The organism is Erythrobacter sp. KY5 (assembly GCF_003264115.1).
Classification (GTDB): Bacteria; Pseudomonadota; Alphaproteobacteria; order Sphingomonadales; family Sphingomonadaceae; genus Erythrobacter.
Genome location: NZ_CP021912.1, coordinates 2,859,242 through 2,873,264, shown reverse-complemented (window position 1 = coordinate 2,873,264; position 14,023 = coordinate 2,859,242). Strand labels below are relative to the sequence as shown.

Annotated in this window: 21 protein-coding genes; 9 read left to right on the top strand and 12 right to left on the bottom strand. The window is 61.4% G+C overall.

Going from position 1 to position 14,023, the window contains the following annotated elements:
- The first annotated feature begins 14 nt into the window (after window positions 1-14).
- Window positions 15-422 (top strand): hypothetical protein, encoded by a 408-nt coding sequence (locus CD351_RS13655; RefSeq protein WP_111993149.1) that lies wholly within the window; start codon window positions 15-17, stop codon window positions 420-422.
- 228 nt (window positions 423-650) lie between these two features.
- Here the strand turns inward: CD351_RS13655 and CD351_RS13650 are convergent, their stop codons facing one another.
- The 12 genes from CD351_RS13650 to CD351_RS15770 form a co-directional block, all read right to left on the bottom strand.
- On the bottom strand, window positions 651-998 hold the full coding sequence (locus CD351_RS13650) for a YbaN family protein (protein ID WP_111993148.1): 348 nt from the start codon (window positions 996-998) through the stop codon (window positions 651-653).
- 58 nt (window positions 999-1,056) lie between these two features.
- On the bottom strand, window positions 1,057-1,470 hold the full coding sequence (locus tag CD351_RS13645; RefSeq protein ID WP_111993147.1) for a SufE family protein: 414 nt from the start codon (window positions 1,468-1,470) through the stop codon (window positions 1,057-1,059).
- 227 nt (window positions 1,471-1,697) lie between these two features.
- Entirely contained in the window at window positions 1,698-1,949 is a 252-nt protein-coding gene (locus tag CD351_RS13640) for a hypothetical protein (RefSeq protein WP_111993765.1), read from the bottom strand.
- Entirely contained in the window at window positions 1,949-2,299 is a 351-nt protein-coding gene (locus tag CD351_RS13635; RefSeq protein ID WP_111993146.1) for a hypothetical protein, read from the bottom strand. Before CD351_RS13635 ends, CD351_RS13640 begins: the two co-directional genes overlap by 1 nt.
- Window positions 2,299-2,580 carry a hypothetical protein gene (locus CD351_RS13630; RefSeq protein ID WP_111993145.1) on the bottom strand — a complete coding sequence of 94 codons (282 nt, stop codon included), beginning with the start codon at window positions 2,578-2,580 and terminating at the stop codon, window positions 2,299-2,301. The genes CD351_RS13635 and CD351_RS13630 overlap by 1 nt, the downstream gene beginning before the upstream one ends.
- On the bottom strand, window positions 2,580-2,879 hold the full coding sequence (locus CD351_RS13625; RefSeq protein WP_111993144.1) for a hypothetical protein: 300 nt from the start codon (window positions 2,877-2,879) through the stop codon (window positions 2,580-2,582). Before CD351_RS13625 ends, CD351_RS13630 begins: the two co-directional genes overlap by 1 nt.
- Entirely contained in the window at window positions 2,879-3,214 is a 336-nt protein-coding gene (locus CD351_RS13620) for a hypothetical protein (RefSeq protein ID WP_111993143.1), read from the bottom strand. The genes CD351_RS13625 and CD351_RS13620 overlap by 1 nt, the downstream gene beginning before the upstream one ends.
- Window positions 3,211-3,528 (bottom strand): hypothetical protein, encoded by a 318-nt coding sequence (locus CD351_RS13615; protein WP_111993142.1) that lies wholly within the window; start codon window positions 3,526-3,528, stop codon window positions 3,211-3,213. The genes CD351_RS13620 and CD351_RS13615 overlap by 4 nt, the downstream gene beginning before the upstream one ends.
- A 43-nt stretch (window positions 3,529-3,571) precedes the next feature.
- Window positions 3,572-3,946, bottom strand: coding sequence for an envelope stress response membrane protein PspC (gene pspC / locus CD351_RS13610; RefSeq protein WP_111993141.1), 375 nt, complete (start codon window positions 3,944-3,946; stop codon window positions 3,572-3,574).
- Entirely contained in the window at window positions 3,943-4,218 is a 276-nt protein-coding gene (pspB, locus tag CD351_RS13605) for an envelope stress response membrane protein PspB (RefSeq protein ID WP_174214322.1), read from the bottom strand. Before pspB ends, pspC begins: the two co-directional genes overlap by 4 nt.
- A gap of 60 nt (window positions 4,219-4,278) precedes the next feature.
- Entirely contained in the window at window positions 4,279-5,241 is a 963-nt protein-coding gene (gene pspA / locus CD351_RS13600; protein WP_369880458.1) for a phage shock protein PspA, read from the bottom strand.
- Complete coding sequence (locus CD351_RS15770) at window positions 5,238-5,405, bottom strand: hypothetical protein (protein ID WP_162627539.1); 168 nt, start codon at window positions 5,403-5,405, stop codon at window positions 5,238-5,240. The genes pspA and CD351_RS15770 overlap by 4 nt, the downstream gene beginning before the upstream one ends.
- 168 nt (window positions 5,406-5,573) lie before the next feature.
- On the opposite strand from CD351_RS15770, the gene pspF reads away from it, so the two are divergent.
- From pspF to CD351_RS13560, 8 genes are all read left to right on the top strand, one after another.
- A complete protein-coding gene (gene pspF / locus CD351_RS13595; protein ID WP_111993139.1) occupies window positions 5,574-6,623 on the top strand; it encodes a phage shock protein operon transcriptional activator in 1,050 nt (349 codons plus the stop codon).
- A 126-nt stretch (window positions 6,624-6,749) separates the two neighbouring features.
- On the top strand, window positions 6,750-7,160 hold the full coding sequence (locus CD351_RS13590; protein WP_111993138.1) for a PilZ domain-containing protein: 411 nt from the start codon (window positions 6,750-6,752) through the stop codon (window positions 7,158-7,160).
- Window positions 7,161-7,344: 184 nt separating this feature from the next.
- Window positions 7,345-7,911, top strand: coding sequence for a ribosome maturation protein RimP (rimP, locus tag CD351_RS13585; RefSeq protein WP_111993137.1), 567 nt, complete (start codon window positions 7,345-7,347; stop codon window positions 7,909-7,911).
- The gene (nusA, locus tag CD351_RS13580; RefSeq protein WP_111993136.1) at window positions 7,911-9,590 is read left to right on the top strand and encodes a transcription termination factor NusA; all 1,680 of its coding nucleotides are present in this window, start codon (window positions 7,911-7,913) and stop codon (window positions 9,588-9,590) included. Before rimP ends, nusA begins: the two co-directional genes overlap by 1 nt.
- Entirely contained in the window at window positions 9,571-10,305 is a 735-nt protein-coding gene (locus tag CD351_RS13575; RefSeq protein ID WP_111993135.1) for a DUF448 domain-containing protein, read from the top strand. Before nusA ends, CD351_RS13575 begins: the two co-directional genes overlap by 20 nt.
- Before the next feature lie 83 nt (window positions 10,306-10,388).
- Window positions 10,389-12,947: a translation initiation factor IF-2 gene (gene infB / locus CD351_RS13570; RefSeq protein ID WP_111993763.1), complete on the top strand. Its 2,559-nt coding sequence runs from the start codon at window positions 10,389-10,391 to the stop codon at window positions 12,945-12,947.
- 18 nt (window positions 12,948-12,965) lie between these two features.
- Window positions 12,966-13,406 carry a PaaI family thioesterase gene (locus CD351_RS13565; protein WP_111993134.1) on the top strand — a complete coding sequence of 147 codons (441 nt, stop codon included), beginning with the start codon at window positions 12,966-12,968 and terminating at the stop codon, window positions 13,404-13,406.
- Window positions 13,406-13,963, top strand: a complete 558-nt coding sequence (locus CD351_RS13560; RefSeq protein WP_111993133.1) for a DUF1697 domain-containing protein — start codon at window positions 13,406-13,408, stop codon at window positions 13,961-13,963. The genes CD351_RS13565 and CD351_RS13560 overlap by 1 nt, the downstream gene beginning before the upstream one ends.
- Window positions 13,964-14,023 lie beyond the last annotated feature (60 nt).

Genomic DNA, 14,023 nt, shown 5'->3' with positions numbered 1-14,023 from the left:
ACTGACCGGCATTGATGAGCGGATCCGATAACCTCACGGGCGAGTGGGATGGCACGTTTGCCTATCCCGATGTCCCCGAAGCGGGCCCTGTCACACCGTTTCTCGCGCGCCTGAGCGAAGCGGGCGGTGTCCTGACGGGCAGCGTGATCGAACCGAACGAGTTTGCGGAAGGCACTGTCAGGGCGACCGTCTGCGGCTCTCGCATCGGCAAGTCCGTTCATTTTGCCAAGACCTATCACGGCGCTGGCTGGGAGTACCGCCAGACCGTGCTCTATTACGGCAGGCTCAACGACGATGGCACCCGCATTGCCGGTGAGTGGCAGATCGACCATTGGCGCGGGCCGTTCGAGATGACCCGCGATCCGTTGCCCGCAGCAGAGGTCAGCGTGCGCGACAAGGCCGAAGCCGGGATCGAGCGTTGATTTGCTGGCGCCGGTTGGACCGTGCAAAGGGGTGTTTGGGAGAAACGCGAAAGCCCCGTGCGTATCCGCATAATCACGCGATTTCAGGGTCTTGAGAGAGGCATCCGCGCCATTTCCCATGTAGGATGTGTGACCTTTCGATTTGCTCCGGCGTCACGCTGAAGACACTTCGACAATACAGGCCATCACCTGTGTAGGAAAATCGTCAGCCGCTCCATCCGGCTTCGTCTATTCGTTGCGGGTCACGATCCAGCCGCCGATGATCACCAGAACGGCGACCGATATCCAGACCCACGGCTGTCCAAGGGTAAGGCCGGTGAAAACGACCCCGGCGCTCATCGCAGCAACTGATGCGATCTTGGCCTTGCGCGAGATTGCCCGGCGTTCGCGCCACTCGCGGATTTGCGGACCCCAGCGCGGATCGGCGAGAATGCGCTGCTCCCATTCCGGATTGCTTCGCGCAAAGCAGAACGCGGCCAGAAGCAGGAACGGAACGGTCGGCATCAACGGCAAAACCGCGCCGATCGCGCCCAGCGCGACGCAGACGATACCGGAGACGAGGTAGAACCACCTCATCGTAACCTCCAACCGGCCTTGAGGGCCGCAAGCGCTCGCCCGGACAGGCGATTGCCCATCAAGTCAACGCCAGCCGCGCCGCATGCTGCTTGACCAGCGCGATCATGTTGGGGACGCCCTGTGTGCGGTTGGACGATAGCTGGTTTTTGAGGTCAAACGGTTCGAGCGCCCCGGTCACGTCCATTTCGGCAACTTCGCGCGCAGGCTTGTCCTGAACCGCAGCAATCACCAGAGCGACGATGCCCTTGGTGATCGCAGCGTTGCTGTCGGCAAGGAAATGGAGCGCGCCATCGCCAGCGGTCTCTGTCGGATAGACCCACACCGCCGCCGAACATCCGCGCACCAGCGTCGCATCGGTTTTGAGCGCATCGGGCATGTCCTCAAGCTCACGCCCCAGCTCGATCAGCAGGCGATAGCGTTCATCGCCTTCGAGGAATTCGTATTCTTCCCGGATATCATCAAGATTTCGCATGGCGTGGACTTAGTAGTCTATGGCGAAAATCCAATCCTTTTCATCGCGGTCCTTTGGACACCGCGGCTCATTTCGTCATTGCGAGGAGCAAAGCGAAGAAGCAATCCATGGACTGTTATTCGTGACAGTCACGCGAATGGCGATTGGCGCGAATGCCGGATCATGGATTGCTTCGCTGCGCTCGCAATGACGAGAAGATTGGCTCCGCCGTTCGGACGAAAGCGCCCTTAAAGCTCCACTCCGCTGGCAATCGCTTCCAGCTTCTTGATACGCTCTTTCATGTCGGCAAGCTCGATCCGGGCTGCGCCTACGCTGGCGCCGCCTTCGATTTCGGCTGCGGGATCGGGCCGGGTCGTGCCACGTTCGATTTCCTCGCGTTTCAGCTGAAGCCAGCCCTGCCACGCTCGCAGGAGCGCGAAGGCGACCACAGTGATGCCAACAAGGCAGGTTGCGGCGATAACGAGTACGGGGTCCATCATCATTGGCTCTGCTCCTCCTTGGACGGGAGTGGTGTTGAAGCTATCGAACCCTCGCCAGGGCTTCTCAGAGCTTCGATTTCGGCGGCGATGCGCGCGCGTTCGCGGGCATCCATCGTGTTGTTGTCGGTCGCGATGCGTTCAAGCACGTGAAGCCGTTCGCGCAATTGTTCCATTTCGCGCCTTGTCTCTTCGATCTCGGCGCGGCTTGGGCGGTCGTCTTCGTCATGGGCGCGCGGCGTCCAGTGTTCGTTGCCTTCGGCATCGGTCGTGATGCCGTGGCGCGCCTTGGCCATCTGGACGATCCCCCAGACGACGATTGCGATGACAGCGACGATTGCCCACGAACTCATTACTGGCTTCCTCCAAGCTGTGGTTTGGCGCTGGCGGAAGGTACAGGGTCGCGCAGCGCCTCGATCTCTTCGGCAAGGTCGATTGAACGGTCGGTCGCGATGCGTTCGAGCACGCGCACACGCTCTTCAAGGTCCATGCCTTGCGATTTGTCGATTACCTTGCGGTTCTTGCTTGTCCGGCGCCAGCGCATTGCGAAGTAGACCGCTGCGCCCGTGACACCGGCTACGACGGCCGACATCTGCATGGCATCGAACATCAAGGCGGTGTCAGGGCCGAACATCAGCCGTTCTCCAACTGGCGGCGCGATTTCATATCGTCGCGCAGCGCTTCGATTTCATCCGACAAAAGCGTGCCGCGATCGGTTGCGAGGCGTTCGAGAACGCGCAGGCGGTCCTCGATCATGTCGGTGCGTTCGGCGATCTGGTTGACGGACGCGCTTGATTTCGAGCCGATCAGCGAGTGTTCGCGCGCCCACTTCTTGTGAGCATAGACCTTGGCGACAATCGCGTTGATGCTGATGCCGGTGATCGCCACCACGATGGTGATGAAACCGAATATCAGGATGAGATCTGCATCCATTATGCGCTCCCTTCATCCTTGCGGTGTTCGAGAGTGCGGTCCTTCAATTGTTCGATCTCGCTCGACAGGTGATAGCCGCTGTCGGTGACGATGCGTTCGACATTGGCGAGGCGATCCTTGACCGAACCGAGTTCGGCGCGAAGCTCGGCGTTTTCCTGGGTGAGCAGGGTGACGCGCTGTTTGGCTTCACCGTCGCTGGACGGCTTTAGCGCCTGGCCCCATGCCCCTTCGAGCGGGTAGCCGTGCTTGACCCTTAACCAGGTGGTGAAAACCCAGCTGGCGGCAAAGCCCAGCCCGACGACAGTCAACAGTTCGGTGGTGATGAGTTCGTTCACGACTGGAGTTCCTTCTTGCCCATATTGAGGGGGACACCGGCACCGCTTTCTTCGACAGAGCGGGTGTCGCGCAGTGCCTCGATCTGGGTGGCGATATCGTAGCCGCGGTCGGTGACGATTCGTTCCAGCACCTGTACGCGGTCTTCAAGCTTGGCGACCTGCGCTGCGTATTGAGCGGCCTTTTCTGCCGTCGCATTGGCGGTGGCGTCCATCTTGATCTTCGCCATCTTCTGCTGGTGCCCCGCCCAGATCGCGATGACGGGGATGGAGACCCCGATGATCGGAATGAGAAGTGCGAGTTGACCCGGATCCATGATCTAAATGCCCCTGATTGATGTTGAGTTTGCGTTCGCTGGATCAGCGCAGGCGCTCGATCTCGGCCGTCAGACGCGGATTGTTGCTGACATAGTAGCTTTCCACATCGGCCAGCCTGCGGTCGACATCGCGGAAGCGGGCGCGGATTTCACGTGCGGTGCGCTTCGGGCTCTGGCGGACACGCTGCCAGTACTGCTGTTCCTGATTGTCGCGGTACAGGTGCGGCGGCTTCTTCTGGAGGAGCGCGCCGGCGATGAAGTAGGCAATCAGCGGCCAGCCGAGCGTCACGGTAAGGACGACCATTGCAAGGCGCAGCCAGAAGGCGTCGATCCCGGTATAGTCGGCAATGCCGGAGCACACGCCCATCAGCTTTGCATTGTGCTTGTCCCGGTAAAGGGAGGTGCGGGGGCTGTTCATTGGCTGGCTCCTTTCTTTTCGGCCATCAGCTGTTCGAGTTCGCGCAGCTGTTGATTGTCTGTTTCCTGGTCCGCCTGAAGGCGTTTGACCGGGTTGAACGACGGGTCATCGGCGGCAACGAGGCGCTCGACCGTGTCCATGCGTTCATCAAGGCGCTTGGCGAGATTGTAGAGCTCTTCGAGCAGCACCTCATCGTCAGAGGTGATCGTGGCTGCCGTCTTCCACTTGGTAACGTAGTGGAGGATCAGCCACGGCAGGCCGATGAAGAGCATCGGGATGATGATGAATTCGGGTTCCACGGTTCAATTCCCTGTCGTTTGTCTATTCTTGTTTCAGTCGTCGGCTTCAGGCTTGCCGAGCGCCTTTTTCATCTGGGCAAGCTCGTCGTCGATGGCATCGGCGCCTTCGAGTGCGGCGATCTCGTCAGAGAGCGAGGGCGGCTGGTCCTGGCCGATCTGGATCGCGTCGGCGCGCCCTTCGGCGTAATCGACGCGGCGTTCGAGCTGGTCGAAGCGGGCAAGCGCTTCGTCCGTGCGTTCGGTGCTCATCAGCGTGCGCAGCTTGACGCGGTTCTCCGCGCTTTCGAGCCGCGCTGCGATGGCAGTCTGGCGGCTGCGGGCTTCGCGCAGGCGATGCTGCAGCTTCTGAATGTCGTCCTCGTAAGCGCGCAGCGCATCGTCGAGCACGGCGATCTCGGCGCGCAGCTGGTCTGCCATGCCGGTCGCTTTCTTCTTCTCGACCAGAGCAGCGCGGGCGAGGTCCTCGCGGTCCTTCGACAGCGCCAGTTGCGCCTTCTCGCCCCAGTCGGCCTGGAGCTTGTCGAGCTTGACGACGTGACGGTGCATTTCCTTCTGGTCAGCAATCGTTCGCGCCGCGCTTGCCCGGACTTCGACGAGCGTTTCTTCCATCTCGAGGATGATCATGCGGATCATCTTCTGCGGGTCGTCCGCTTTATCGAGCATGTCGTTGAAGTTCGCGGCAATGATGTCACGAGTGCGGCTGAAAATGCCCATGAAGGCTACTCCATCTAGGAACGGGTTAGTGCTCTGGCGCGAGTCGTCGTCACGATCGCTTCTGCCATGAGTTTGCGTCGGGGTGGGGCTGCGACGCAAGGCCTCGATTTCCGCATCGAGGCGCGAGAGTTTTGAGGGGTGGGCCGAAGCGCTGCCGTTGGAGCGAGCGCGCATCGGGGACAGCGCGTCGCTAAAATCGGCATTCGCGACTGGAGACTTGCGCTCCGGCCCGAAGGGATCACCGCCTGGAATATCGTCTCGCTTGCTCACGATAATGCTCAAGCAAGCTCAACCAGCATGGTCGTTTCACCGCTCGGCTGAGCGATATGCGCATCTTCCACGCCGAGGGTCATCTGGCCGGTGAAGGCAATCATCAGAGCCATGGCGGCAACGCTGGCGAGCGAGGCGTGGCCAAGCTTGCTGCGGAAGAAAGAGGCGTTGTACATTGTGGGTCTCCAAGAACGTGTCAGTGTTTGCCCTCATTTTTGCAACCAGCGTGCCAAAACTCGAAAATGCCGGAATTCCTTGGTTTTTCCATGACACGTTGAAGAACGCTATGGTTCCTGTTGCCAAACATTGGGATTTTTCACTATAGGTTGGCGAAAGGAGGGAATATGGAGCGCGAAAACCAGTTTATCGGCCAGTCCGGCGCTTTCCTCGACGCGGTCGAGCGCGCCTCGCGTGCTGCGCCCATGAGCCGCCCCGTTCTGGTCATCGGAGAGCGCGGAACCGGCAAGGAACTGATCGCCGAACGTCTCCACCGCCTGTCGACCCGTTGGGACGAACCGCTCGTCACCATGAATTGCGCCGCGCTTCCCGAAAGCCTGATCGAGGCCGAATTGTTCGGTCACGAGGCGGGCGCCTTTACCGGCGCTACCAAAGCGCGCGCCGGAAGGTTCGAGGAAGCCGACAAGGGCACTCTGTTTCTCGACGAACTGGGCACCTTGTCGATGGGCGCGCAAGAACGCCTGCTCAGGGCCGTCGAATATGGCGAAGTGACTCGCATCGGTTCCTCGCGCCCGATCCGTGTCGATGTGCGCATCGTGGCTGCAACCAATGACGACCTGCCCAATCTTGCCGAAACCGGGGAGTTTCGTGCGGACCTGCTCGACAGGCTCAGTTTCGAGGTTATCACGCTTCCGCCCCTGCGCGTGCGGGAAGGCGACGTGGGCGTTCTGGCCGAGTATTTCGCGCGGCGAATGGCTGCCGAACTCGACTGGCATGGCTGGCCGGGATTTGCGCCGCACGTGATGAACCAGCTGGAAGAATATGGCTGGCCCGGAAATGTGCGCGAATTGCGCAATGTGGTCGAACGTTCAGTCTATCGCTGGGACGATCCCGACAGGCCGATCGCGCATGTCCAGTTCGACCCGTTCGACAGCCCGTGGAAGCCCGCAATGCCCAGCCATCGCCGCTCCGATTCGTCCGCTCCCAGGTCACAACCTGCCACGCCAGCTGCGAGCGATTTCGCATCGCAGGCCCCGTGTTTCGACGAGGTCGAGGATCTGCGCGCCGCAGTCGATGCGCATGAGCGTGCGATTGTCGAACATGCGCTGGGCAAGCATCGCTGGAACCAGCGCCAGACGGCCAAGGCGCTTGGCCTCAGCTATGACCAGCTGCGCCATTGCATCAAGAAGCATGCGCTGATGGAAGAGGCTGACTGACTGGCTGCCTGATTGGCGGGGCGGCAGACAGCGGCCCGGCTGCGTCTCAGCCTTTGCGACACGCTCCGTAGAATTACGCAGCAGGCGGTCAAGCTCGGCTTGAGCATAACGCCCTATCCCCAGGCCATGACCAAGCCTCGTACCCCATGGCAAAACGGTGATCCGAAGATATCGCATGCGAAAGTCGGAAGGCGCGGCGCGCCCCGACTGAGGCTTGCAATACCTGCGCGGCTGGTGACCCGATACGATACGCGCCGCTGCATTCTGATCGACCTGTCCCTGACGGGTGCGAAAATCAGCCTCGAAGAAAGCCTCGCCCATGGGGAGGATGCCCTGCTGCAGATCGACGGACTGGAACCGTTCGGCACGGTCGTGCGCAGTGATTTCAAGCAGACCGGTGGAACGGTCGGCCTGTCCTTCGACCCGCCGCTGAACCAGAAGGACGTGCTGGCGGTGCGTGCTTATTCAGAGCGGATGGAGGAAGACGAGGTGCGTGCACTTTGGGCCGAGGCACGGCGCTGGGCCGTGGGTATCTGAACCGCGCAAGAGGAAAAGTGCGTGATCGGGCCGAGCTAAGGCTTGCCAAAGCGGGGCCGGACGCCTAACTGATCACTCATCCCGACATCGTCGAAACTTTGAAGGGGCTGGCGCCGCAAGGGGCCGGCACCAACGGCTCATGCCATTTCGATGATGTCACAATCGAAGAGTAACCCGCCAACGCATGACTGACATTGCGCGCCTTGAAGACCTGATCGAACCCGAAGCGAAAGCTCTGGGTTTCGAATTGGTGCGGGTGAAGATGATGCCTTCGGAAGCCGGTGACGGCGGCGAGGCATTGCAGATCATGGCCGAAGATCCGGCCACCGGCCAGCTCGTGATCGAGCAATGCGCCCAATTGTCGCGCCGTGTCTCGGACATGATCGACGCGCGCGAGGAAGCGGGCGAAGTGCTGATCGAAGGCGCCTATCACCTCGAAGTGTCCTCGCCCGGTATCGACCGTCCGCTCACGCGGGAAAAGGATTTCGCCAACTGGGCCGGGCATGATGCTCGGATCGTCATGGCCAAGGGGTATGATGGCCAGCGCGTGTATAAAGGCGAGCTTGGCGGCATCGAAAATGGTATGGTGACCATCACCGATGCCAAGGCGGGTGAGGCAAAGCTCCCGCAAGACCAGATTCACAGCGCGAAGCTTGAACTTACCGACAAGCTGATCGCTGCAACCAAACCCATCGACACCACCGGTGCCGACGACATTGTAGAAGACCAAGAAGAAAAGGCAGACGACTGATGGCCAGTGCCATTTCCGCCAACAAGGCAGAACTGCTCGCGATTGCAAACTCCGTCGCGTCCGAGAAGATGATCGACAAAGCCATCGTCATCGAGGCGATGGAAGAAGCGATCCAGAAATCGGCTCGCAACCGCTACGGTGCGGAAAACGACATTCGCGCAAAGCTCGATCCCAACACCGGCGACCTGACGCTTTGGCGCGTGGTCGAGGTGGTTGAAGAGGTCGAGGACTATTTCAAGCAGGTCGACCTCAAGCAGGCTCAGAAGCTTCAGGACGGCGCGAGCGTCGGCGACTTTATCGTTGACCCGCTGCCCCCGGTCGATCTTGGCCGTATCGATGCGCAGTCCGCAAAGCAGGTGATCTTCCAGAAGGTCCGCGATGCAGAGCGTGAGCGTCAGTTCGAAGAGTTCAAGGATCGCGCAGGCGAAATCATCACCGGCGTCATCAAGTCGGTCGAATTTGGCCACGTGATCGTGAACCTTGGCCGCGCCGAAGGCGTCATCCGCCGCGATCAGCAGATCCCGCGCGAAGCCGCCCGTGTTGGCGAGCGTGTCCGCGCGCTCATCACCAAGGTCGAGCGCAACAATCGCGGGCCGCAGATTTTCCTGTCGCGCGCCGCGCCTGACTTCATGCGCAAGCTGTTCGCTCAGGAAGTGCCCGAAATCTACGATGGCATCATCGAGATCAAGGCCGCCGCCCGCGACCCGGGTTCGCGCGCCAAGATCGGCGTGATCAGCCACGACAGCAGCATCGACCCGGTCGGCGCCTGCGTTGGCATGAAGGGTAGCCGTGTTCAGGCTGTCGTTCAGGAGCTTCAGGGCGAAAAGATCGACATTATTCCGTGGTCGGAAGACACCGCGACTTTCGTCGTGAACGCGCTTCAGCCGGCAACGGTTGCCCGCGTGGTCCTTGACGAGGAAGATGGCCGCATCGAAGTGGTTGTTCCGGATGACCAGCTGTCGCTCGCCATCGGTCGCCGCGGCCAGAACGTGCGTCTCGCCAGCCAGCTGACCGGTCACCAGATCGACATCATGACCGAGGAAGAGGCTTCCGAGAAGCGCTCCAAGGAATTCGCCGAACGCTCCAAGATGTTCGAAGAAGAGCTCGACGTTGACGAAACGCTCTCGCAGCTGCTCGTGGCCGAAGGCTTCGCGATGCTTGAGGAAGTCGCTTACGTCGAAATGGCCGAACTCGCCGCGATCGAAGGCTTCGACGAAGAGCTCGCCGAAGAGCTTCAGAGCCGCGCGATCGAAGCACTGGAACGGCAGGAAGAAACGCACCGCACCGCTCGCCGCGAACTGGGCGTGGAAGATGCAATCGCCGAACTGCCGCACCTGACCGAAGCGATGCTCGTCACGCTCGGCAAGGCCGGGCTCAAGACGCTCGACGATGTGGCCGACCTTGCCACCGACGAACTGATCGCCAAGAAGCGCGAGGCTCCGCGCCGCCGGAACAACACCGACGGTCCGCCGATGCGTCGCCCGCAGCGTGAGCAGGACAAGGGCGGTGTGCTTGGTGAGTACGGCCTCACCGAAGAGCAGGGCAACGAGATCATCATGGCTGCCCGTGCGCACTGGTTCGAAGACGAAGAGCCGCAGGCAGCTCCATCGGGGTCCGAAGACGAGGAGCCCGCTAGCGCTCCCGCTGAGGAGGCCGCCGATGCGGACTCCACCCAATGAGCGCGTAAGTTCCGACATCGCTGAAGATGAGGTTCCCGGACACGCTTCCGGGAGCGAGCGCCGCTGCGTCCTTTCGGGCCAGGTCCTTCCGCGCGAGGAGCTGATCCGGCTCGCGGTTGCGCCCGATGGAACGGTGCACCCCGATCCGGCGGGCAAGGCTCCGGGACGCGGCGCATGGATCGTGCCTGATCGCGCGGCGCTTGAAAGCGCGATGACCGATGGCCATCTCAAGCGGGCGCTGATGCGCGCATTCAAGGGCGGGCCTGCCAAAGATGACGCAAAGCGCGTTCCTCTTTCCTACAGCGACGATTTGCCGCACAGGATCGAATCTGCGCTGAGCAAGGTACTTGCCGATCGGCTGGGCCTTGAACTGCGCGGCGGGAATGTGGTGCTTGGGTCGGCCAAGATCGAAGAACACGCACGCACGGGCCGCATCGCATTGTTGCTGCATGCCAGCGACAGCAGCGAGGACGGGCGCAAGAAGCTCGATCAGGCGTGGCGCGTGGGGACGAATAAAGAGGGATCGGGTGAGCGCGGGACAGTCTTGCCACTGGACCGCGATGCTCTGTCTGTGGCATTGGGCCGCGAAAATGTCGTCCATCTGGGCGTTTCGGGTCTGCGCGGTGTCCGGTCAAAAGGACCGAGCGCGGCAGACCGGGTTGGACAGGCGGTAACGCGCCTGTCTCGTTTCATGGGGAGCGATCCTCCCGATTAGCGGCCCTTAACGATGCGAACATGCGCGCAGGCATCATGCTCCGCGCGGCGACAGAAGAATATTTGAAGGACGAACGAGCTAGAATGAGCGACGAAGAGAAAAAACCTGCACGTAAACCGTTGGGCCTGAAAAGGGCGGTCGATGCTGGCGAGGTCAAGCAGACCTTCAGCCATGGCCGTACCAATAAGGTCGCGGTTGAAGTGAAGCGCCGCCGCAAGCTCGTGAAACCGGGCGAAGCGCCCGCGCCTGAGCCGACGCCCGCACCCGCACCCGCGCCGGAACCGGCGCCCGAACCGGTCGCCAAGAAGGAGCCGCCCAAGAAGGCTGCTCCCAAGAAGCCTGCACCGGCTGCGGAAACCCCGCAGGAACGTGTGGCTCGCCTTCAGCGCGAGGCGGAAGAAGACCGCCTGAAACTCGCCCAGGAAGCGCGCAAGCGTGATGACGAAAAGGCGAAGAAGGCTGCCGAGGAAGAAAAGAAGCGGCAGGAAGAAAACAAAAAGGCCGAAGAAGAGGCCGAAAAGCGCGCCAATGAGGTCAAGCAGGACGAAGAAGCGCCCAAGCCGGTTGAGACCGAGGCCGAGGCTGCGCCTGCAAAGGAAGATGCGCCGGCTGCAAAGGGCAGTCCGACGCCCGCTGCGCGCAAGTTCACGCCTGTCGCCCGGCCCGAGCCCAAGCGCCCGGCCAAGAAAAAGGAAGACAAGCGCGCTGCCAAGGACACTGGCGGCAGCGTCAAGGACAAGCGCCGTTCCGGCAAGCTGACCGTTACCAAGGCGCTGAACGAGGACGAAGGCCGCCGTGCACGCAGCCTCGCCGCACTGAAGCGCGCGCGGGAGAAAGAGCGCCGCATGCAGGGTGGCGGCTCGTCCAAGCCGCGTGAGAAGCAGGTTCGCGACGTAATCGTCCCCGAAGCCATCACGGTTGGCGAACTCGCCAAGCGCATGGGCGAGAAGGGCGCAGACCTCGTGAAGGAGCTGTTCAATCTCGACATGATGGTCACCGTCAACCAGACGATCGACCAGGACACCGCAGAACTGCTCGTCGAACAGTTCGGTCATAATATCCAGAAGGTCTCCGAAGCCGATATCGACATTCAGGCAGAAGAGGATGTCGATCCGGAAGAAACGCTGCGCCCGCGTCCGCCGGTCGTCACGATCATGGGCCATGTCGATCACGGCAAGACCTCGCTGCTCGACGCACTGCGCGGCACCGATGTGACCAAAGGCGAGGCCGGTGGTATCACCCAGCATATCGGCAGCTATCAGATCACGACGAAGGACAAGCAGAACATCACCTTCCTCGACACTCCGGGCCACGCAGCGTTCACCGAAATGCGTGCTCGCGGCGCCAATGTGACCGATATCGTGGTTCTGGTGGTCGCAGCCGATGATGGCATCATGCCGCAGACGATCGAGGCGATTAATCATACCAAGGCCGCTGGCGTCCCGATGATCGTTGCGATCAACAAGATGGACAAGCCCGAAGCCGATCCGAACAACATCCGCAGCCGTCTGCTCGAACACGAAGTGATCGTCGAGGCGATGTCGGGCGATGTGCAGGACGTGGAAATCTCCGCGAAGGCGAAGACCGGGCTCGACGAATTGCTCGAAAAGATCGCGCTTCAGGCCGAATTGCTAGAGCTCAAGGCCCGCCCGGACCGCGAAGCCGAAGCTACCGTGATCGAGGCGCAGCTCGACAAGGGCCGCGGTCCTGTCGCGACGGTGCTGATCACGCGCGGTACGCTCAAGCGTGGCGACACTTTCGTGGTCGGGACCGAGAGCGGCCGTGTGCGCGCAATCGTCAACGACCAGGGCAAGCAGATCAAGGAAGCCGGCCCGTCGATGCCGGTCGAGGTCCTGGGCCTTGGCGGCGTGCCGTCGGCTGGCGACCAGCTGACCGTGGTAGAGAACGAACAGCGTGCCCGCGAAGTCGCTGAATATCGTCAGGAAAAGGCAACCGAGAAGCGCACCGCGCTTGCTCCGACTAGCTTCGACACGATGTTCAACAACCTTCAGTCGAATGTCATCGAATGGCCCGTTCTGGTGAAGGCTGACGTGCAGGGTTCGGTCGAAGCAATCGTCAACGCGCTGCACAACATTTCGAGCGACGACATCAAGGCGCGCGTCCTTCACGCAGGCGTCGGTGCCATCACCGAAAGCGATGTAACGCTGGCGGCGGCCTCGAACGCTCCGATCATCGGCTTCGGCGTTCGCCCGAACGCGAAGGCGCGCGAGCTGGTGAAGCGCGACGGTGTGCGCATGATGTATTACGATGTGATCTATCACCTCACCGAAGACGTCGCGAAGGAAATGGCCGGCGAGCTTGGTCCCGAGCGGATCGAAACCGTCGTTGGCCGTGCTGCGGTCAAGCAGGTCTTCAAGTCGGGCAAGAAGGACAAGGCAGCGGGTCTGCTGGTCGAGGAAGGCGTCATCCGCAAAGGTCTGTTCGCCCGTCTCACCCGCGAGGATGTCATCGTCTCGGCAACCACCATCGCCTCGCTGCGGCGCTTCAAGGACGATGTCGACGAAGTGCGCGCTGGCCTTGAATGCGGCGTGGTGCTCGAAGACACGAACGACATCCAGCCGGGCGACCAGTTGGAGGTCTTCGAAGTCGAATTGCGCGAACGCACGCTTGAGGTCGGGTAACAACGGCCCGGCTGCGTCGTGGACTGGCGACAACAGATCGAGGAGGGGGCCGAAGGGTCCCCTCACTCCAACCTACTCGGCTCGCGGTTCGTCTCCTTTGACGAAGAGACCGCGACCGCGACCATGCATTTCACTGTCAAACGCGAGATGACCACCTGGCGCGGAGGCGTTCAGGGCGGTCTTGTTGCGGGCTATCTCGACGATGTGATGGGCTATGCCTATGTTGCCGCGACCGGCGGCGAGATGGCGCCGCTCAATCTCGACATTTCGATGAGCCTCATCCGTCTGATCCCGGACGGCGCAACCATCATCGGCAAAGGCCGGGTGGTGAAGGCCGGGCGACGCGTGGTCTTCCTCGAAGGCGAATTGCTGGCGGAGGACGGTACCCTCTATGCCCGCTCCACCTCAACCGCGATCCCAACGCCGCGCCCCTCACCCGGCGAAACGGGCATGGGGTAATGGCCGGCAGCGGGCAGCGCTATCTGGCGCTTCTTGGAAGCATCAATATCGGCGGCAACCGCATCAAGATGGCTGATCTGAAAGCGGTGCTGGAGAGCGCCGGTTTGAAGAATGTCGCGACCGTCGCCGCCAGCGGCAACGTGATCCTCACCGATGATCGCGATCCGGCCATGCTTGAGGTGCAGCTGGAAAGCCTTGTTCAGGATAGCTTCGGCTTCAAATCCTGCGCCATGGTCAGGACACGGGACGAGGTGCGTTCGGCGATTGAGGAGAACCCGTTTCACGGGACAGGTCCCGCACATGGTTCGGACAAGATGGTCCATTCGATTTTCCTCAGTCAGCAGCCCGAACAAAGCGCTGTCGACGCTCTGATTGCCGAACACGCCAGTAAGGGGAGCGAGCGTCTCGCGCTGGGCGACCGGGTGCTTTTCCTCGATTATGTCTATGGGGTCGGCGTGTCGGATCTGTCGAACAAGGTGCTTGAGCGGCGTCTCAAGTGCAAAGGCACGGCGCGCAACATGAACTCGCTGAAGAACATCCTCTCGAAGATGGGTTGAGCGCAAGCGGCTCGTCCAGAAACACGAACAGGCGGATGATGGCATCCCATCACCCGCCTG